General features: G+C 32.5%; 22 protein-coding genes and 1 riboswitch. Of the genes, 9 read left to right on the top strand and 13 right to left on the bottom strand.

What is annotated here, in order from left to right:
• Window positions 1-9 precede the first annotated feature (9 nt).
• From anfG to ACSVC9_RS13280, 6 genes are all read left to right on the top strand, one after another.
• Window positions 10-360 carry a Fe-only nitrogenase subunit delta gene (gene anfG, locus ACSVC9_RS13255; protein ID WP_446897927.1) on the top strand — a complete coding sequence of 117 codons (351 nt, stop codon included), beginning with the start codon at window positions 10-12 and terminating at the stop codon, window positions 358-360.
• 17 nt (window positions 361-377) lie between these two features.
• Entirely contained in the window at window positions 378-1,763 is a 1,386-nt protein-coding gene (gene anfK, locus ACSVC9_RS13260; protein WP_446897928.1) for a Fe-only nitrogenase subunit beta, read from the top strand.
• A gap of 78 nt (window positions 1,764-1,841) precedes the next feature.
• Window positions 1,842-2,297 carry a hypothetical protein gene (locus ACSVC9_RS13265; protein WP_446897929.1) on the top strand — a complete coding sequence of 152 codons (456 nt, stop codon included), beginning with the start codon at window positions 1,842-1,844 and terminating at the stop codon, window positions 2,295-2,297.
• Window positions 2,294-3,022 carry a type 1 glutamine amidotransferase gene (locus tag ACSVC9_RS13270; protein WP_446897930.1) on the top strand — a complete coding sequence of 243 codons (729 nt, stop codon included), beginning with the start codon at window positions 2,294-2,296 and terminating at the stop codon, window positions 3,020-3,022. Before ACSVC9_RS13265 ends, ACSVC9_RS13270 begins: the two co-directional genes overlap by 4 nt.
• Window positions 3,010-3,531: a pyridoxamine 5'-phosphate oxidase family protein gene (locus ACSVC9_RS13275; protein WP_446897931.1), complete on the top strand. Its 522-nt coding sequence runs from the start codon at window positions 3,010-3,012 to the stop codon at window positions 3,529-3,531. The genes ACSVC9_RS13270 and ACSVC9_RS13275 overlap by 13 nt, the downstream gene beginning before the upstream one ends.
• A 132-nt stretch (window positions 3,532-3,663) precedes the next feature.
• Window positions 3,664-4,629: a substrate-binding domain-containing protein gene (locus ACSVC9_RS13280; RefSeq protein ID WP_446897932.1), complete on the top strand. Its 966-nt coding sequence runs from the start codon at window positions 3,664-3,666 to the stop codon at window positions 4,627-4,629.
• A 70-nt stretch (window positions 4,630-4,699) separates the two neighbouring features.
• On the opposite strand, the gene ACSVC9_RS13285 is transcribed toward ACSVC9_RS13280, so the two are convergent.
• From ACSVC9_RS13285 to thiS, 5 genes are read right to left on the bottom strand one after another with little or no spacing between them, the layout of a single operon-like run.
• The gene (locus ACSVC9_RS13285; protein ID WP_446897933.1) at window positions 4,700-5,929 is read right to left on the bottom strand and encodes an O-acetylhomoserine aminocarboxypropyltransferase/cysteine synthase family protein; all 1,230 of its coding nucleotides are present in this window, start codon (window positions 5,927-5,929) and stop codon (window positions 4,700-4,702) included.
• 12 nt (window positions 5,930-5,941) lie between these two features.
• Entirely contained in the window at window positions 5,942-8,254 is a 2,313-nt protein-coding gene (locus ACSVC9_RS13290; RefSeq protein ID WP_446897934.1) for a sulfurtransferase TusA family protein, read from the bottom strand.
• A 35-nt stretch (window positions 8,255-8,289) separates the two neighbouring features.
• On the bottom strand, window positions 8,290-8,700 hold the full coding sequence (locus ACSVC9_RS13295) for a M67 family metallopeptidase (protein ID WP_446897935.1): 411 nt from the start codon (window positions 8,698-8,700) through the stop codon (window positions 8,290-8,292).
• Window positions 8,701-8,706: 6 nt separating this feature from the next.
• Window positions 8,707-9,537 carry a HesA/MoeB/ThiF family protein gene (locus ACSVC9_RS13300; protein ID WP_446897936.1) on the bottom strand — a complete coding sequence of 277 codons (831 nt, stop codon included), beginning with the start codon at window positions 9,535-9,537 and terminating at the stop codon, window positions 8,707-8,709.
• A complete protein-coding gene (gene thiS, locus ACSVC9_RS13305; RefSeq protein WP_446897937.1) occupies window positions 9,527-9,742 on the bottom strand; it encodes a sulfur carrier protein ThiS in 216 nt (71 codons plus the stop codon). Before thiS ends, ACSVC9_RS13300 begins: the two co-directional genes overlap by 11 nt.
• 286 nt (window positions 9,743-10,028) lie before the next feature.
• Window positions 10,029-10,133, bottom strand: a riboswitch (SAM riboswitch).
• A gap of 166 nt (window positions 10,134-10,299) precedes the next feature.
• Here thiS and ACSVC9_RS13310 point away from each other — a divergent pair.
• Window positions 10,300-10,914 carry a histidine phosphatase family protein gene (locus tag ACSVC9_RS13310; RefSeq protein ID WP_446897938.1) on the top strand — a complete coding sequence of 205 codons (615 nt, stop codon included), beginning with the start codon at window positions 10,300-10,302 and terminating at the stop codon, window positions 10,912-10,914.
• Window positions 10,915-10,923: 9 nt separating this feature from the next.
• Here the strand turns inward: ACSVC9_RS13310 and ACSVC9_RS13315 are convergent, their stop codons facing one another.
• The 7 genes from ACSVC9_RS13315 to ACSVC9_RS13345 form a co-directional block, all read right to left on the bottom strand.
• Window positions 10,924-11,442, bottom strand: a complete 519-nt coding sequence (locus tag ACSVC9_RS13315; RefSeq protein WP_446897939.1) for a phosphatase PAP2 family protein — start codon at window positions 11,440-11,442, stop codon at window positions 10,924-10,926.
• Between the two features lie 110 nt (window positions 11,443-11,552).
• Window positions 11,553-12,926 (bottom strand): 4-aminobutyrate--2-oxoglutarate transaminase, encoded by a 1,374-nt coding sequence (gene gabT / locus ACSVC9_RS13320; RefSeq protein ID WP_446897940.1) that lies wholly within the window; start codon window positions 12,924-12,926, stop codon window positions 11,553-11,555.
• Between the two features lie 174 nt (window positions 12,927-13,100).
• Window positions 13,101-14,318 (bottom strand): PucR family transcriptional regulator, encoded by a 1,218-nt coding sequence (locus ACSVC9_RS13325; RefSeq protein WP_446897941.1) that lies wholly within the window; start codon window positions 14,316-14,318, stop codon window positions 13,101-13,103.
• 131 nt (window positions 14,319-14,449) lie between these two features.
• Complete coding sequence (locus tag ACSVC9_RS13330; protein WP_446897942.1) at window positions 14,450-15,226, bottom strand: ABC transporter permease; 777 nt, start codon at window positions 15,224-15,226, stop codon at window positions 14,450-14,452.
• Window positions 15,227-15,228: 2 nt separating this feature from the next.
• A complete protein-coding gene (locus ACSVC9_RS13335; protein ID WP_446897943.1) occupies window positions 15,229-16,128 on the bottom strand; it encodes an ABC transporter permease in 900 nt (299 codons plus the stop codon).
• 79 nt (window positions 16,129-16,207) lie between these two features.
• Complete coding sequence (locus ACSVC9_RS13340) at window positions 16,208-17,263, bottom strand: ABC transporter substrate-binding protein (protein WP_446897944.1); 1,056 nt, start codon at window positions 17,261-17,263, stop codon at window positions 16,208-16,210.
• A 39-nt stretch (window positions 17,264-17,302) separates the two neighbouring features.
• Complete coding sequence (locus ACSVC9_RS13345) at window positions 17,303-18,397, bottom strand: ABC transporter ATP-binding protein (RefSeq protein WP_446897945.1); 1,095 nt, start codon at window positions 18,395-18,397, stop codon at window positions 17,303-17,305.
• A gap of 789 nt (window positions 18,398-19,186) precedes the next feature.
• Between ACSVC9_RS13345 and ACSVC9_RS13350 the strand changes: the two genes are divergently transcribed.
• Window positions 19,187-19,738 (top strand): biotin transporter BioY, encoded by a 552-nt coding sequence (locus ACSVC9_RS13350; RefSeq protein ID WP_446897946.1) that lies wholly within the window; start codon window positions 19,187-19,189, stop codon window positions 19,736-19,738.
• A 74-nt stretch (window positions 19,739-19,812) separates the two neighbouring features.
• The gene (locus tag ACSVC9_RS13355) at window positions 19,813-20,124 is read left to right on the top strand and encodes a DUF1284 domain-containing protein (RefSeq protein ID WP_446897947.1); all 312 of its coding nucleotides are present in this window, start codon (window positions 19,813-19,815) and stop codon (window positions 20,122-20,124) included.
• 23 nt (window positions 20,125-20,147) lie between these two features.
• On the opposite strand, the gene ACSVC9_RS13360 is transcribed toward ACSVC9_RS13355, so the two are convergent.
• Complete coding sequence (locus tag ACSVC9_RS13360; protein ID WP_446897948.1) at window positions 20,148-21,056, bottom strand: DMT family transporter; 909 nt, start codon at window positions 21,054-21,056, stop codon at window positions 20,148-20,150.
• Between the last annotated feature and the right edge of the window lie 10 nt (window positions 21,057-21,066).

Consider the following 21,066-nt stretch of genomic DNA (forward strand, 5'->3'; position numbering starts at 1 on the left):
TGTATGTCTGTGGAAAATGATATGAAAGACAAGGTAGATCAGCTTACAAATTATATAATGAAGAATTGTCTCTGGCAGTTTAACTCACGTGCCTGGGACAGAGAAAATCAAAATGAAGGCATACTTACAAGAACCATGCAGCTCTTATGCGGTGAACCAGTTGAAAAAGAAACACCGGCTGGAAGGTATTACTGGTCTGAAGCTGTATATCTGGCAGAAGTTTATAAAAGCAGATATGAATGGATAAATGATATGAGCAAAGAAGAAATCAAGGTACTTATGAAGAAGCTGAGGGACAATATAGATTATCTGACTATTACAGGGTCATTGAATGAAGAACTTAAAGATCCGCTATATTAAGAGAGGAGGCATAAAACATGTCTTGTGAAGTAAAAGAAAAGGAACGCCAGGGTATTATAAATCCCATATTTACATGTCAGCCCGCTGGAGCGCAATATGTCAGTATAGGAATAAAGGATTGTATCGGACTGGTTCACGGCGGTCAGGGATGCTGTATGTTTGTAAGACTTATATTTTCCCAGCATTTCAAGGAGAGTTTCGAACTTGCTTCCTCATCACTGCACGAGGATGCCGCAATATTTGGTGGCCTTGGCCGTGTTGAGCAGGGTGTTGACGTTCTTCTGATGAGGTATCCAAATTTAAAGGTAATACCAATAATAACAACCTGTTCCACAGAAGTTATAGGTGATGATATAGATGGCGTTATAACAAAATTGAATAAAGGCCTCCTGAAGGAAAAATATGCAGGAAGGGAAGTTCATCTTGTTCCAATCCATACTCCAAGTTTCAAAGGAAGCATGATAAGCGGATATGATGTAGCCGTAGAAGCCTTTTTAAAGGCTTTTGCAAAAAAAGATAAACCAAACGAAAAAATAAATTTAATTACCGGATGGGCAAATCCCGGAGATGTAAAGGAACTGAAGCACATTCTGAAAGAAATGGATATAGATGCCACAGTTCTGTTTGAAATCGAAAAATTTGATGCACCACTCCTTCCCGAAGATCATGCAGAACCTCGTGGAGAAACTACAATTGAAGATTTAAAAGATACTGCAAATGCAATTGGTACAATTGCACTCAACAAATATGAAGGCGGAAAAGCAGCTGAATACCTTGAAAATGAATTTGATGTGCCGGCCGTTATAGGACCAACGCCCATTGGAATCCGCAACACAGATATATTTTTGAAGAGATTGAACAAAATGACCGGAAAACCAATCCCAAAATCGCTGGCTTATGAGCGCGGCGTTGCCATTGATGCGCTGACAGATCTTACTCACATGTTCTTTGCAGGCAAAAGGGTAGCCATCTTTGGAAATCCTGACCTTGTAATCGGACTTGCAGAATTCTGCATGGATCTCGAGATGAAACCTGTTCTTCTTCTTCTCGGAGATGACAACCAGGGTTACACCAAAGATCCTCGCATAAAGGAACTTCAGGAAAACACCGACTTCGATATGGAAATAATTTTAAATGCAGATTTGTTTGAACTTGAAGACAGAATAAAGAAAGGACTCAAGCTCGATTTAATAATGGGTCATTCAAAGGGCAGATTTGTAGCAATGGACAATAAAATTCCCATGTTAAGGGTGGGATTCCCTGTATTTGACAGGGCCGGCTATTACAGACATCCTAAAGTTGGCTATAACGGTGCAATATGGCTTGCTGAAGAGATGGCAAATATAATGTTCACTGATATGGAATACAAACACAAAAAAGATTGGCTACTTGCCATGTGGTAATATTTTTACCACAGTTCCATTCTGCCAGAATCAATGACATATTGATTCTGGCAAAATTATTTGGAAAGGAGTATATTTATGTTAGACAATATTTTATTAAAAAACATAGATTTAAATTCATTTGAAAGAAATTACAAGGATGCAAAGGCTTTCCACCATAGAGCCAAACAGTTTTCAGAGGAAGACCAGAGTCCAAGTATAATATTCAATGTGGCCTCCATTGCCCTTGAACAATATTTGATTTCAATATGCCACTTATATGGTGCACCTCCCTGGAACCATACCTATGATTTTCTCATGGATGTTGTAGAAATAGTCGTTGATTTTCCAAAAGAATTAAATAACGAGATAAGATCAATTGGGAAACAGTCTCATGAATATCTTTGTTCCCTGGAACCTTATACTGGAAATTTTCCTGAATCATCTGATGCGAGTAAAATTCTTGCAATATGTGACAAAATAAGCAGAACATTTGATCAATCCAGGATTTCATCAATTAGAGCAATAAAAAAAATAAGCGGAGGGATACTATGAGAATTCATTATTTACAGCATGTTCCTTTTGAAGGGCCTGCAAATATTGTAAACTGGGCATATAAAAGAGGTCATGAACTTACAGGTACACATCTGTATAATTATGAAACCGTCCCCCCTATGGATCAATTTGATTTCCTTGTGATTATGGGCGGACCTATGAATATTTATGAAGAAGACAACTATCCCTGGCTGAAATATGAAAAAAAATTTATCAAAGAAGCTATTGATTCTAATAAAATCGTATTGGGCATCTGCCTCGGTGCACAACTTATTACTGATGTTATTGGGGGTAAAGTAACCAGAAATCCGGAAGGAGAAATTGGATGGCTGCCTGTGAATTTCAACACAAAAGGAATTAATTCATCTCTTTTTGAAAATTTTCCTGAAACGCTGAAGGTTTTTCAGTGGCACAATGATACCTTCAATATACTTGGAGCTGGTGCAAAATGCATTGCATACAGCAAAGCCTGCAAAAATCAGGCTTTTATATATAAAGACAGGGTTATAGGTTTTCAATTCCATATGGAAAGTACAGAAGGCAGTATTTTTTCACTTATGGAGCATTGCAGGGATGAAATGACAGAAGGTCTCTATATACAGACTCCCCGAGAAATACGTGCAAAAATGAATAATTTGAAGGCAGCAAATCAAATCATGAATGATTTTTTAGATAAGCTTGAATATATTATTCTGAAAGGGGACAATTACACATGGGAAAGATAAGATATACTCAAAGGATTTGTCATGATAAGGAAAAAATCAACAGATTTTTAGATGAACAAAGAGTTGGAATACTTGGTATGAGTGAGAAAAACATACCCTATGCTGTACCTGTCAATTATATATACTGGAATAAAAAAATTTATATACACGGTATGGGAAGCGGTAAAAAAAATAATATACTTGGAGAAAATTCCAAAGTCTGCTTTACAGTTTTTGAGGACTTAGGAACTGTGAAGGATCCGATACCATGCAAATGTGACACTTCATACTTTAGTGTTGTTATTTTCGGAAAAGCCATTATTGTAAAAGACCTTGATGAAAAGGCGGAAGCTCTTACAAAATTTCTGGATAAATTTGTTCCAGGATTTTTTAATAGTCCCCTTCCCACAAAATTCGTGAATAAATATCGTTCATCACTGGACAATATGACTGTTACCGTATACTGCATTCGTCCTGAGAATCTCACCGCCAAGGAAAACCCTGCAGATAATATCCAGGCTATACGCTGATCAGCCCCATATTCCTTTCCTGTTTAGTATTTTTAAAGCATACTATTATGTGATATAATTGTTATGTAAATATCAATCTATTTAGGATAATTTTTTATATGATAATTATAAACACTTAGGAAGGAATTTTATATGTATATAGATACAGCCCTTACTCCTCAAGAAGTAGCAGATATATTAAAAATATCAAAAAGTACAGTATATGAATTAATCAAAAGAAAAGAAATAAATTCTTACAGGGTAGGGAAAAAAGTACGTGTTGATCTAAAAGACGTAGAAGCTTATAAGAATAAGACCAAAAACATAAAATCCACAGTTGTTGATTCCCCCTCTACTAAATCAGATTCTAGTTTATATAATACTACATCTCAAAGAGAGGAACTTCTTGAAAATCATAATCTTATTATATGTGGACAGGATGTAATTTTAGATATCCTGTGTAGATACCTTGCATGCTACAAGGACGGAATACGTGCACTTAGATCTTATGAGGGAAGCTATAACGGAATATATGCACTTTACTGTGGAAAAGCTCAAGTGGCTACTGCCCATATGTGGGACAGCAAGACTAAAGAATACAATGTTCCTTATGTTGAAAAAATGCTTCCTGGAATTCCAGCGGTAATAATAAGACTTGTTGGAAGAATGGAAGGATTTTATGTCGCAAAAGGAAATCCGAAAGAAATAAAAGACTGGAATGATCTTAAAAGGTCAGATATTACTATAATTAATAGAGAGAAAGGCAGTGGTACTAGAATTTTATTGGATGAACATCTGAGGCAGATGGGAATAGATGGGCAAAACATAAAAGGGTATTACAGGGAAAGCATTACACATCTAGCCGTAGCAAGTGTAGTCGCCAGAGGTGGTGCAGACCTTGGAATAGGAAACGAAAAAGCATGTTCGCAGGTTGAAAACGTGGATTTTATACCAATTCAGCAAGAAAAATATGATATGATCATAAAGAAAAAGGATATGAACGAAGCTTCAATCAAAGCCATACTCGAGATAATTCAGTCTAAGGAATTCAAAATGGAAATTTCCGGAATAGGCGGATATGACATTAGCGAGCTTGGCAAAATTATAGCAGAAACTTAAAATGAAGACTGTATTAATGAATTAACCTGTACACAAAATATTCTGCGTACAGGTTAATTACTATAATAAATTACAGGATATCAAGCGCCTGCTGAATATCTTCTATTATGTCATCAACATCTTCTATTCCCACAGATAATCTAAGCAAGTCATCATACACTCCCATCTGTATTTTTTCTTCCTCGGTATTATTTGAACATATTGTTGAAGATGGATGAATTATTATAGACTTTGTATCTCCTATATTCGTAAGATTCAACACAAGTTTTAAGCTGTTTAAGAAATTAAATGCTTTTTCTTTACTTCCCAATCTGAAAGTCAAAATTCCTCCGGCTCCATTTTTATAATACTTTTTAACTAAATTATTGTATTTTGAAGTTTCAAGTCCCGAATAATTTACTTCAACTATTTTTTTATTGTCGGCTAGATATCGGGCAATAGTCAAAGCATTCCTGCAGTGTTCTCTCATTCTTAGAGACAAAGTCTCCAATCCCGTGAGATTTAAAAATGCACTCATTGGCGATAAAGCTGCCCCTATATCTCTGCCTATTGTATCCTTAAGCTTGGCCGTAAATGCCATCTTGCCGTATTTTTTTATATATGACTTGAAATTGTCATATTTGGGATTAGAATACTTGCTGCTCCCTCCATCTATTATAATTCCCCCTATGGAATTTGATGTACCATTTATATATTTGGATGTAGAATGTATGACTATATCAACTCCATATTTTAGAGGTTTTATAAGGTATGGCGTAGTCATTGTAGAGTCTGCAATCAAAATAATATCGTTATCCCTGCAAATCTTTGAAACAGGTTCTATATCAAGAACATCAAATTTCGGATTACCTATGGTTTCTGTAAATACCAGCTTTGTATTTTCAGTTATTGCACTATTCAAAGAAATTTCATCCATATTCTCAAGAAATTTTACCTTTATTCCGAAAGATTTGAGATTTCTTATCAGAGTATATGTGCCACCGTAAAGGCCAGTTGAAGCAATTATTTCATCTCCAGACTGTAATATGTTCATTATTGCAAGATAAATAGCACTCATGCCAGATGCTGCCGAAGTGGCAACGACACCTTCTTCTACACTGGCCATCCTTCTTTCAAAAGAAGTAGTAGTAGGATTTGATATTCTAGTATAAGCATACCCCATATTTCTGCCATTAAATATATTTTCAAGCTCCTCTGCACTATTATGGGCATAGGCATTTGAAAGATAGACTGGAACGTTGGTGGCTCCTGTTCCATCTATATTTAAATTTCCATGTATGAGTTTGGTATTAAACTTCATAATTACCCCCTACTATTTCTTTTCTACAACAAGTAAATTGTATCCATCATAATTTGTATCTATCGAAATTATCTTATGCCCTTCTTTCTTTACACTTTGAGGCACATTACTTATCGGTTCCCCGTCATCAAGGTAAAATCCTCTTGTTTCTCCTGACTTGATTTTGGAAAGTTCAATTTTTACCTTTACAAAATTTATAGGACACTTTACTCCTCTGAAATCAATTATCTTATAGCCATTTTCGCCATCATTTTTATCCTCATCCTTTAACTGAACACTCTCTTCTTTGGGAAGAGTTATATCCAATTTGCCATTTAGGGATTCATGCATTGCCTTGACCTTATTGTACAGATATTCCACCTCCGGCAGTTTATCGTATAGATTGTCCAGGTCACCCATTTTATAATCTATAAGGCTCTGGAACAATTCCTTTATGGAGACTTTCAAGTATCCTTCATCTACAAAATTCTTGATGAACTGCTCAAATATTTCTCTGTCTTTATTAGTGTCTACGCCTCTTAAAACCAAAAGAGTTCGTGCTGAAGATACCGCTGAAGAATATAAATCAGAGTTCTTGTTTGTCTTTCTGTATTTTTCAAGATAATCCTCTGCATTGGAAAGATCAAGTCTTATAACATCCATGACACCACTACTGCATTCTCCTGGACCACGTCCCTTCAAGGAAAATCTCTCACAAGACCCAAAGTCAAAATAGATATCAGTTTCACCGGCAAATTTGTCTATATTGGTATATCTGCTTACAAGTTCTTTTATATTTAAGGATTTGCTGTTTAAAAACTCATAAAAATCCTCATATCCCAAATTCACTTTTAAGCTCGCAAGCTCATAGAGAAAATCAGGAATTTTTTTTGCTGGAATATCTCCATAGTCTTCACCCATTCTAGCTGAATTTGATCCAACCTTTCCTCCCAGTAATACTGAATACATAGGTATAAGTCCTTCTTTGGTTCTCTTGGCTCTTCCATGAAGTCCTATTGTACCTTTTTCATGCTGTGCACATGAATTAGGACATCCTGATATATACATTCTTGGAAGCGCAGCTTTTATGTTTGATGGTGCCTCTTTAAATTTTTCCTTGATTCCTTTCAATAAATTCTGGGAAAGGCAAAGTCCAAGTTGGCATGTAGATGCCCCAACACAGGTTAGTGAATTATCCATGTTATATCTTGAAGTAAATTTATCTATCACAGAAATAAGTTTTTGTGCATCCTGTTCTTTTAAATCTCTTATAAAAAATCCCTGTGTATTTGTTACCCTGATTGATATTTCATAGCCCAAGTTTTTGACAAAATCCAGAACCTCATCCAAATTGTCAGCATTTAGGTTTCCACTTTGAGGATGTACATAAACCGCGTAATATCCAGCCTGTTTCTGAGGAAATAGTATATTGCCAAGTTCTCCGGATATTTTGACATCCTCAACAATCTGAGATGTACGATTCACTATAAATTCATCTTCATCTATATGAATATCCAATCCACCTTTTGATTTCAATTTATCTACTTCTTCGTCGAATCTTTCTATAAATTTTTTCTCGCCAAGCCTCATTAATATAAATCTTATTCTTGCTTTATTCTTGTTGGTTCTGTCCCCTTCTGCCTCAAATAGATTCTTCATTGCCTGAATATAGTAAAGAATATCTTCTGCATTCACAAAATCTCTAAGCTTGAGCGCCACCCTCGGACTTCCACCGAATCCACCAGCTCCATACAATTCAAATCCTCTTTTTCCATCTACAATCCTGGCAATAAATCCAAGATCCGATATTGTTGCATTTCCTGTATCAGCTTGGCTATTTGAAAAAGCTATTTTATATTTTCTTGGCATATTCATTGTAGTAGGATCTTTTATTAAATAGTTGGTAGCCGCTTTCATATATGGAGTTACATCAAACACATTATCAAGCGAAACTCCTGACAACGGCGAGCACTCGATATTTCTGACAGTGTTTCCACCTGTCCCTTTTGTTATTATACCTACATCTATGAGAGATTTCATTATTGGATATGCATCCTGCAGATCAATACTATGAAATTGAATATCCTGCCTTGATGTAAATTTCAACTTCCCCTTTGCATATTTTTTGGCAAGTTCACTTAGGCATTGAAATTGTTTTAAGCTTATAACTCCACCAGGTATTCTAGTCCTTACCATATAAGTTTCCTTTTTTCTCTGTTCATACACTCCCATGGAAACCCTAAATGCCTTGAATCTTACAGGATCTATATCTTTTCTTTCGTACTGTTCAGATTTATCTTTTATACTCTCTATTGCGTTATAATTATCCTGATTTATATCTATCATATAAAACACACCCCTTAATAATTTACATTAACAATTTAAATAACCTTATATTCAAGTTTTTCTACAATTTTATTTTGATCTATTTTAAACAAATTGAATACAGTATCTTTTTTTTCCAGTGATAAAATCCCATAGAGTATATTAGGATCAAATGCAAGTCTTTTATCTTCTTCAGAAGGTCTTGATGGAGATTGAGGATGAGAATGATAGTTTCCTATCATTTCAAATTCCTTTTTTCTAATCGTCTTTATAACATTGAACTGTTCTTTTGGATCCATCGAAAAATGTTCATTACTGTGATCTATATTAGTCAGAGCATATACCTCCTTTATAAATATATCTACTCCAGACTTCTTCCCAGCAAGATAGCCACAGCATTCATCCGGCAATTCTCTCCTTGCCTGCTCTATAATTTTTTCATACTCCAACTTATCCATATAAATCATAATTTATCACCCTTTTAAACTTCCTGTTTTTAAGTCACAAGCTGCCTGTTCATAGTCTATAAGATTTTTTATAGTAGGATGTTCACCACATATTCCACATTTCTTATTTTTACCGACTTTTATTTTTCTGAACTGCATTGTCAGTGCGTTATATGTCAGAAGATATCCTGCAAGATTACCTCCAAGTCCAAGTATATATTTAAGCGCTTCGGTTGCCTGAAGCGATCCTATTACTCCACCCATAACACCGAGTACTCCTGCTTCCTTGCATGTTGGTACTACACCAGCTGGAGGTGGTGATTGAAAAATACATCTATAGCAAGGAGTACCATTGTCAGGTATATAGGTAGTCAGCTGACCCTGAAATCTTATTATACCGCCATGTGAAAATGGCTTCTTGGAAAGTACACAGGCATCATTTATCAAAAACTTGGCTGGGAAATTATCCGTACCGTCTATTATAAAGTCATAGTCCTGATCTTTTATAATATCCAAAATATTATGTGAATCTACAAGTTCATCATAAGTTATTACATTTACATCATGATTTAACTCGTTTATGGTTTCCTTCCCGGATTGCACTTTAGATTTACCTACATCTTTCGTCTGATGTATTATCTGCCTTTGAAGATTAGATAAATCAACTACATCCCCATCTACAAGTCCAATAGTTCCTATACCTGCAGCAGCAAGATACATTGCGGCAGGTGCCCCAAGTCCGCCTGTACCTATAATAAGTACTTTTGAATTAAGAAGTTTTTCCTGCCCTTCTACTCCAACTTCGGACAATATTATATGTCTTGAATATCTTTCAATTTGCTCTTCATTAAAATCCAAGAGCTCCACCTCCCATGAAATACAAGAAATCTATCTTATCATTCTCCTTTAATACAGTATCGGAAAATTTATCTCTATCTACAAATTCATCATTTAACTGTACTGATACCATATCCGGCATTTCAACATTTTCAATTTTCAAAATTTCAGTTATTGTTACTCCATCTTTTATATCCTTATCTTCTCCATTTACTTTTATATTCATAACTTTCCTCCTAATTATAATTGTCTAAATATTTTCCATCATTGCGAAATCCACACCAACGGTAAAATTATATTCACTAAAATATTTCCTGTTTTTAAAAATTTATATCTTCAAAAGGATCTTATCCATTGCTATTTTATATGATATCTTTTAATCATAAACTTCTGACCGATATGGTTAAAAGTTTATGAAACTACATTTAGCAGTAATTATAATTTCATTCCTAAAATCCAATATAAAATAAAAACCTTCCTGTTTAAGATTACAAGAAAGCTTTTTCTACACTTTCTCATCTTTCAGGTATATACCTGCTGGAATTAGCACCGTTGAAATAACATATTCAGGTTGCCGGGCATCATAGGGCCATTCCCTCTGCCTCTCTTGATAAGAATCAATTATTTAATTAATTTAAATATTAACATATTCAAATTAATTTTGTCAATATAATTTACAATCCGATATTTATTATCATTGACTTATTAGATAAAATATTTTAGTATTTAAGCATAAATTATATTCTTAAATCTATTCATGAAAAAATATATAGGAGATGTACAATGCAAACTGAATTATTATTAGTAAGACACGGACAGACAGAATGGAATACCCTAGGTAAATTCCAGGGATGCTCAGATATAGAATTGGCACGAGAAGGAATCCTCCAAGCTGAATATCTTGCCAAACATCTAAATGGAAATTTCGATTGCATTTATTCAAGTCCACTAAAGCGAGCTAAAAAAACTGCAGAACTAATTGCAAAAAATACTGGAAAACAACCTGTAATAATAGATACTCTACGTGAAATTAATTATGGAAAATGGGAAGGACTAACTTCCGAGGAAATTTTACATAACTATAAAGAAGAATATATCAGATGGAAAAATGCTATCAAGGAGGGTCCCCTGTGCGGTGGTGATTTAAGCTTGAAAAATGCCTGTGAAAGGGCCGGAAATACTTTAATAAATATCGTAAATAAAAACAGGAATAAAAAAATTGTAGTAGTAGCTCATGGAGGGATATTAAAAGCTGGATTAGTATCATTATTTGACTGGGAACTCATAATGTATCATAAAATTATACTTTTAAATACATCTGTATCCAAAATAATTTTTGACGATAATTTAACCCCAATGATATATAGCATAAATGATACTTCTCATTTACCAAAATAAAGTACTTCATCATTTAAATATATAAAGTGTAGCCTTACTGCATAATAAACCTAAAATCATACCAGACAAAATATCTGTAGGATAGTGGACATATAGATAGAGTCTAGAAAATGCTATTAAAAATGCTGCTGTAAAAATTTCAATGGAATATCTTCTAAAGTACTTAGATAATATCCCTGCTGCTGCAAAAGCCGCCGTAGTATGCCCTGAAGGAAACGAGTAAGACAATGGCTTTGAAATCAAAAGATTTATTGTGCTGAATTTCACAAATGGTCTAGGCCTTTCAACTACATGTTTAATTATACCTTCACTTAATATGGCCCCCAAAATCACTGAAATCAAAGTAACTATACCTGCTTTTCTATATCTTTTATTGATAATCAAAAATAATGCTATTATAATCCATATGATACCCATATTTCCAAGGTAGGTAATAGCAATCATTATTTTATCTATAATGATGCTGTGCATATTTTTTTCTATAAATTGAAGTAAATAAAAATCAAACTGATAAACTAAAGAGAACATAATACTTTTGCCCCGCTTATTTTTTATTAAATATTATAGCATAAAAAAGGAGTACATATCCCCTATACTATGTACTCCTTTTTTTGTCTAAATTTTACGAGGAAAAACTATTAAACTATACTCTTATATTTCACTTTACCTTGTATACTGAATTTGCTAATTGCATCTTCAAGCACCTTGAGTCCATATTCAAGTTGATCATTGGTTATTACAAGGGGTGGAAGAAATCTAATTACATTGCCGAACAAACCAGCATTCAAAAATATAACTCCATGTTTAAAACAGTAATCTATAATATTCTTTACAATTTCTCCATAAGGCTCCTTTGTAACTCTATCTTTTACAAATTCAAGACCTATCATCGCTCCAAGCCCTCTTACATCACCTATTACATTATATTTGCTCTTCATTTCATTAAGTTTATCTAATATATATTTTCCAATTTTATTAGCCTTATTGCAAAGTTTGTCTTTTTCTATTTTTTCTATTACTTTAAGTGCTGCAACACATCCCAATGGGCTTCCTCCATATGTTCCTCCAATTCCTCCTACACATGCAGCATCCATAATTTCAGCTTTTCCTACAACTGCACTCAATGGGATTCCATTTGCTATAGACTTTGACATCGTTATGATATCAGCTTCAACATCAAAATGTTCATGTGCAAACAACTTTCCAGTTCGTGCAAATCCAGCTTGTACTTCATCAACTATAAATACTATATCATTCTCATTACATATTTCTTGAAGAATACTAAAATATTCTTTTGGGGGTACCACAAATCCCCCTTCACCCTGCACAGGCTCCGCTATTAAGCAAGCTATCATATCCTTTGATATAACAGTATTTAACATAGTCCTCAACTTTTCTGCACAAGCTATACCACATTCGGGATATTTGCATCCAACCGGACACCTATAACAGTATGCTGCATCTGTTTTATAAGTTTCGGTTGAAAAAGGTCCAAATTCATTTTTATACGGTTTATATTTACTTGTTATTGACATAGTCATATTTGTTCTTCCATGAAAAGATCCTTCAAGCGAAATGATTCCAGATTTTTTTGTATAGGCTCTTGATATTTTAATAGCATTTTCTACAGCTTCAGCACCACTATTTGCAAACATGGCCTTTTTTCCATAATTACCAGGAGTAACTTCTACAAGTTTCTCTGCAAGTGCAATATAAGGTTCATACATATTAACGTGAAAACTTGGATGAATATATTTGTCAAGCTGTGATTTTACAGCTTCAACTACCCCATCATCTCTATGACCAACATTCTGAACTCCTATAGCTCCTGCAAAATCAACAAACACATTTCCATCTATATCTTTTATAAGTGCTCCTTTTGCCTCATCTACAAATATAGGTGCAGAACAACTTACTCCTTCCGCCACATATTCTTCTCTTTTTTTTATAAATTTTCTTGACTTAGGCCCTGGTACCTCCGTTACAATTTTCGCATTATTTTCCTCAATCATTTCTAATTCCTCCAAATATTAAATTTTATAATCCTCATTATGATAATTAAAACATTATCATCAAATAGCCAATCAATTTATTAATTTAATAATTATATTACATACAATTTAGCACATTACTATCAAAATTGATATATGCTTAATGGACAATTATAAAGTATAATATTTGTTCTTTTAGATACATGTTATGAAATTTTTTATTTTAAAGGCCATACTAAAATTAAAAAGATCATCCATATTTCTGAGATTAGAACCCGATATCTCTTCTATTCTTTTGATTCTATATTTCAAAGTATTTTTATGAATAAAAAGAGAATTAGATGTTTTTATTAAATTACAATTTTCATCTATATATACCTTTAAAGTTTCTACCAGTTTTGTGGAGTTTTTTGTATCGTAATCAATTAACTTTCCAAGTATCTCATTATAAAATATTTTCAACTCACTTTTCTTTTCTATTTGAAATAGCAATTTATATATTCCAATATTATTATAATCAAGCACACTTTCTCCATCTTTAATTACATTTAGAATTTTTAAAGCTTTTTGTGCATTGTTTACACTATATCTAAAATTTTTTAACCTACTCCATAAATTACTTATACCAATGTCTACATTGATACCCTTTACTTTATAGCGTATTCTATTAATCATTTCATTTGCAATCAAATCAATTTTATCCCTTTCAATATTATCAACAGAAAGCATTACTATGATAGAATTATTTTCAACTATACGAATTGTATTTTTATCATATACGCTCATAACATCAACTATGATTTGATTAATCTGTTGAATAAATCTAAATGCAATTTCTTCGTCCCAAGTTCCATTATTTATAATAAAATCAGTAAAATTATTTATCATTATAACAAACGTACAATAAATTGATTGAGGATTATATCCATAAAGAACTGCCCTATTTATAATTTCCTGGCTGTCAAAGTCTACATCACCATAGATTATTTTCTTCATAAAACTATTCATAGATTCTTGTTCAATTCTGCTCATAAAAATAGCCTTGCATATACTCTGGCTTATATCAATAAGTCTTACCTTAAAAGGGAGTTCAAATATAGGAAACCCAAATGAGTTTGCAATGTCAATTACTTTTTTAGGAGTTTTATCAATATATGGTCCTATATTTATAACAAGACCCGATACATTCTTATGATTTAAATCATTTACAAGCCTTACAAGTATATCTAAATCGTCCTTTATTATTAAACCTGTTGTTAGGATCAGTTCGCCACCTTTAAGCCAGTCAATATATTCTGGATTTTCCATATAGTGTACCCATTTTATAACCCTGTCAATTCCATTTTTACCTGCTACAAGTTTCAATTTATCTGCATAAGGCAGAGTACTTACATTTCCACAATTAACTATCATAATTTATTATACATCTCCATATATAATCCCTATATTATATTTTATATTAAAATTTTAACACAATATAGTAAAAAAATTATTGCCATATGCAAAAAAACTGATACTCATGTATCAGTTTTAATAAATTAAACTTAATTTTGCTTTATTTTAGTAACTTTACTCTTCATAATTCCCTGCCCACAAAGCATGAGTAATGTTATACATATCAATATTGTAGATACTGCAGCAATATCCGGAGTTATATTGTTTCGCATACTTTCCCACATAGCCACTGGAAGTGTTTTTGTATTTGCACCAGCTATAAACATAGTAACGGTTACTTCATCTATTGACGTACTAAACGCAAATATTGCAGCAGATAGCATACTCGCCTTTATTTGAGGTAGTGTTATATTAAAGAATACCTTAATATATCTAGAACCTAATCCCATTGCTGCCAATTCTATATTTTTATCCACTCCTTTTAAACCCGTCATTACAGTAACAAATACCATAGGTATAGCTAATAAAGTATGTGCTAATACTATTCCTGGTATAGTATCAGTCAATCGTAATGGCGAAAATGTATTATATATGGCTATACTTATTATTATTACTGGAATAACCATCGGCATAACCATGAATGCCATAAATATCTCTTTGTACTTAAATTCTACCCTCGTAACGGCAGCTGCCGCCATGGTTCCTATAATAAGTGACAATATTACTGTTAAAGCGGCTATTCCCAAGCTTCTTACAAAACACTCCATCCATTGACTATTGCTAAAAAATGCATGGTACCATTGTGTTGAAAAACCTGGAGGGGGAAATTTAAAGTAACTCAGAGATGTAAATGACAACGGTACAAGTACAAATACAGGTGCTATAAGAAAAAACAATACGACAATTACAATTATAGGTAACCACATTATCATTCATCTCCAATCATGTGATATTTTTTCATCAATAATCCCAAAACTGCCAAAAGAGCCATCGTAATGATAAATAATACTAATGCAAGTGCTGATGCCAATGGCCAGTTTAACGTAGCACTTATATTATTTTGTATAAGTGTCGAAATCAACATATTTTGTGATCCTCCCAATAATGACGGAGTAATAAAATATCCTAACGACAAAACAAATACAAGTATTGATCCAGCTAATATTCCCGGAACTGACAGCGGAAAAAATATCTGCCAAAAAGCTTTAATTGGTTTTGCTCCCATAACTTCTGCTACCTGAACCAACTGCATATCTATATTTTCCATAGACGAATAAATATTCAATACCATAAACAGAAACAACACATGGACCATACCAATTGTTACAGATATAGTATTATATAGTAGATGCAGAGGTTTATTTATCAATCCAATATGAATAAGAAAAGAATTTAATATTCCTTGATCTTGCAGGATTATTATCCATGAAAAAGTACGAACCAGCAAGCTAATCCAAAATGGTATCATAATTATAAGAAGGACTAATTTTTTAGCCCTGGAAGATTTTGTTTTAACAATAAAATAAGCTACAGGATATGCCAATAGAATTGATATGATAGTTATCAAAAATCCTGTTTTCAAAGTGAGTAATATAACCTGAATATATATTTTCTGTGTAAAAACCATAGATAAATACTTTAATGTGAAGCCATTTTGATCTATGAAACTCAATTTAAATAATTTTATCATAGGAATAAATGTAAATAATATTACAAATAATCCTGGAATCAAAATCAATGTCCATTTTGGATTCAGTAAATTATTAAATTTATATTGCGTAAAATTATTTTCTTGTTCAAGCTTTTGTGTTTTTAAATTTTCATCCATTAATCTCATCCCCCCATTCATCAGCTAATTATTTTATATCAATACCTTGAGATTACAATCTCAAGATATTGATATAACTTTACTGAATCAACCATTTTTGAAAACGTTGATCTACAGAATCATAATTATCAGCCCACCAATTAATATCAATAACTATCTGTTGCTTTTCATCATCAGCTTTAGATCTCCCAATACTCTTTTTTCTATCTTCTGACAACAAATCCAATGCCTTAGAATTAGTTGGAGCATAATCAATAACTTTTGAGAATTCCGCTTGTTGCTCTGGTGTACTCACATAAGCAATAAACTTCATAGCCAGCTCTTTATGCTTTGCTCCCTTTGGCACTACCCATGAATCTCCACATACTAAAGCTTGATTATACTCCACATCTTCTGGTGATCCTTGTCTTTTGGCTGTAACTATACGACCATTCCAGGCTGCTGCTGCTGTAACATCTCCACTTGCAAGTGCCTGTGGTGGTTGAGCACCGGTTGTCCACCAAATTTTTACATCCTTTTTAATTTTATCAAGGCTCTTAAAAGCTCTATCCAAATCCAATGGATATAAATTTTCTGGTTTAACTCCGTCTGCTAAAAGTGCAGATTCCAAAGTGGCCAAAGGATATTTCCACATAGAACGAGCGCCAGGAAATTTATTCATATCCCAAAATTCTGCCCAAGTTTTAGGATGGTTATCTTTCGAAAATTTATTTGTGTTATACCCTATTGAAACATCAAAAGTATCTGAACCTATTCCATAATCATTAACAAATTTACTATCAATACCATCTTTTTTAATCACATTATAGTCCAATTTCTCAAGTAATCCCTGTTTACCACCTCTTACTGAAAAATCAGAATCCACATTTACTACATCCCATTCAACATTTCCTGATTGGACCATAGCTTTCAATTTACCATAGTCAGTTGGATTTACAACTACTATTTTTACTCCATATTTCTTCTCAAAAGATTCATAATTTGCTTTTTTTCTCGCATCAGAGTAAGCACCTCCCCAATCAACTATAACCAACTGTTTATCATTGCTTCCTGAACTTTTTGAAGAACTTCCACATCCTGAAAAACCAAATAATATCAAAATTATTCCTAGTAAAGATAATACTCTTTTTTTCATAATTTTTTCCTCTCCATTCACTTTACAAATTTTATATAATTAGTTACCTATTAAAGAACATTTGCCTACTTCCCAATTCAATATGATTTGTTCATCAACAATCAATAAGTGCTTACTGGGTGACCCTACGTCTACTTTTACTATCATTTCCTCTTGCTTTTTATTAATTACTTTTACTTTTAATGCATCACCAAGAAAAATAACTTCTTTGACAACAGCCTCAATATTATTATCATATTTTGATTTTATTTTAGTAATAACTATATTTTCCGGTCTTAATGCTATAGAAACCGCTTTCCCCTGTAAATACTGATCTGGCTCATCCATTTCTGCCTTTACAATTTGCTTATTAAATATTTCTATAGTTGCTATTTTACCTTCTGTCTCAAGTATCTTTCCCCTTATAAGATTTATCTCACCAATAAATTCTGCAGCAAACCTACTCTTAGGTTTTTGATATATATTTTCTGGAGTATCTATTTGTTCTAACTTTCCTTTATTCATAATACATACTTTATCTGACATCGTAAGAGCTTCTTCCTGGTCATGCGTAACACTTATAGTTGTAATACCAATTTTTTGCTGTATGTGCTTGATTTCTAACTGCATCTTTTGCCTCAAATGTTTATCTAACGCTCCCAATGGTTCATCCAATAAAAGTAAAGGCGGGTTAAATATTATGGCTCTGGCCAATGCAACTCTTTGTTGTTGTCCTCCACTTAACTGTTTGGGATACCTTTTTGATACCTCCTCTAAATCAATCATTTTTAACATATCAATAACTCTTTCTTTTATATCATCCTTATTAACTTTTCTAATTCTAAGAGGATAAGCAATATTATCAAAAACAGTCATATGAGGGAACAGTGCATAATTTTGAAACAACATCCCAATATTTCTTTCATAAGGCTTCTTCTTTTCAATATTATCATTATTCAATAAAATCTGACCTGAATTTATTTTCTCAAATCCTGCAATTAATTTTAATAATGATGTCTTTCCTGAACCACTTGGCCCTAATATAGTTAGGAATTCTCCCTTATTGACTTTAAAGCTAACTTTGTCAACGGCCTTGAAACTTTTATAGTACTTTTCCACATTATCTACTAATAAATCTGCACCAATTACAGCCATTCCTATTCCTCCTTATCTATTATAATATTTATAATAATTAAATTCACATATTGATAATTTAATAAATTAATTATATATAATTTAACATATTATTAATAGTATTCATATATACAAAACAACCAATTATACACAATCTTATTTGTACCTTAAGTACATATTAAATGTTTAAACATTAATGAATTCTAAACACATCTTTTACATGAGGATTTGAGCAAACGGGCAGCACAGCATACAAGATTACTCCGATTTTTATCATCACAAAGCTTTCTAATTCCATTCATAATTCCAAGTAGCTGGAATAACTCCTCCGTTAGATTGGCTTGTGCACTGGCAATAAAACCAAAAGCTTTACTTTTTGACGAGCCTCCATCTGTATCCAGATGGATATATTATAGAAGAGAATAAAACTCAAGAAAATTAAATCTTCCCGTATCACATTAAGAAACAAGTTTTAAGTCAAATTTTTTTAATATGCTCCTCCCTTTAGGAGATTAATCAAAAGACAATTAAGATAAAATATCCCTAATTTGATTTACAAACTAGGGATATTTTATAAATTTCTAGATATACTGGTTAAATGATTTCTAAATATTAAGCTGTATATTTTGCTAAATATATTGTTTGAGTAAAATAATATTATATTTTTTTTAAATTGTCAATATGGAAATTTGCATTCTATCAATATTCAAACTTTTGTCTTGACAAAATCTTCTTATACAAATATAATTTTATTGTTAACTTATTTATTTATATTAGTTGACAATAAAATCACTTAAGGAGACCTAAAATATGAATATTCATTTTTCAGTTAAAGAAATGTGCACTGTTGCCATATTTACAGCCATAACTGCTGTATTAGCGCAGATCTCTATACCTTTACCTTTCAGTCCCGTTCCCATTACTATGCAGTTATTGGCCATATATTTATCTTCCATAATATTAGGAAGTAAACTCGGTACCTTATCTCAAATCATATACATACTTTTGGGAGCTGTCGGCATTCCTGTGTTTGCCAATTTTTCTGGAGGATTAAGTATATTAGTCGGTCCTACAGGCGGATTCTTGATTAGCTTTCCTATAATTGCATTCATTATTGGAAAACTTTCAGAAAACAGTTTAAATATTACATTTAAAATTTTGGGTTTATTATTTTCCTTGATAGTTTGCTATTTTATAGGGACCTTACAGTTTATTCTCATAACAAATATGTCGATACAAAAATCCATGGCTCTATGTGTACTACCTTATATCCCATTGGATATAGTAAAAATCGTAGTTGCTTACTTAGTTGGACATAATGTTAGGCAGGCACTATCAAAGGCAAAATTAATTAAATGCTAGTATTAAGATCTCATCATTTACTGTGTATTCATGGTTACATGGGCCATGGATATGATAAAAATTTCACTAAAAATATGGACAAAATAGTACAAATGCTGAAAAATAAAATACCAATAAAAATAATAAATAGTTGTGATGATATATGCATGGCATGCCCTAACAAATTAGAAGATGGAAATTGTGTATTTCAAGATAAAGTATTATACCTCGATACCTGTGCATCAAAAGTTTTAAACATTAAATACAATGACATATACTATTATGGAAATATAGTTAAAGCAATAAAACAAAATCTGAGTTTAGAAATATTTGAAAAAACATGTTCTAAATGCCAATGGTTTCCATATGATTATTGTAAAAGTGGATTATTTCAACTACATAAATAAGGTATATAGTTACAACTAATACCTTATTTTATATTATTCATTTCAGTATAATTCTTATTTTGAGAAGCTATTATAACTGCAAATATTATCAATATTCCTCCAATAAAAAAGCTGCTCGCTAATTGCTCACTAAGACAAAGCCATCCCAGAAATGAACCTGTAATAGGCTGAAAAAATAAAAACAATGACCCTGTACCAGCTTCAACCATTCCAATACCTTTATTCCATAAAAAAAACGCTCCAGCAGTAGATACAATCCCAAGATAAATTATTCCAAGTAAAATCTTTCTATTGTTTAAGATGAGCATGAAATTATTGTTTTCTGAAATCATAAACGGTGTAGTAAATACTAAAGCAAATAACATCGCATATGCAGTTATTGTAATTGAATCCATATATCTAGAAGCAATTTTTACATATACTGACAGAAGTGCCCATGTTACAGCTGCACCTACAAGTATTATACTTCCAAATAAGTGATCTTCACCAGTATGATCAAATCCAATAATTACAACAACACCTATTACTGAAAGGAAGAGCGAGATAATTTTTCTTCCTGTAAATGATTCTCCAAGTATAAATTTCGCAAATAATACCACAAATACAGGGGAAGATGTCGTAATTAAAGATCCAGTATGTGCATCAGATAAACTTGTTCCTATAAATTGAAAGACTATTGAAACAAAATATCCTATAAATCCTATCCATATTACAAGCAGCCAATCTTTTCTCCTCATTTTACTGTAATTCCCTTTATAATGCTTGACCACTATTAAAGCTAGAAATAATATTACACATGCAATAAGATATCTAATCCACACTAAGGTAATAGGTGGTATAAATTTCAGAATATATTTACTGACCACATACATTCCACCCCAGATACTTGATGCAAAAAACAAACACACAAAACCAATCAATTTTGATCCCATGATGAATTTC

The sequence above is a fragment of the Clostridium sp. LBM24168 genome (assembly GCF_052953915.1).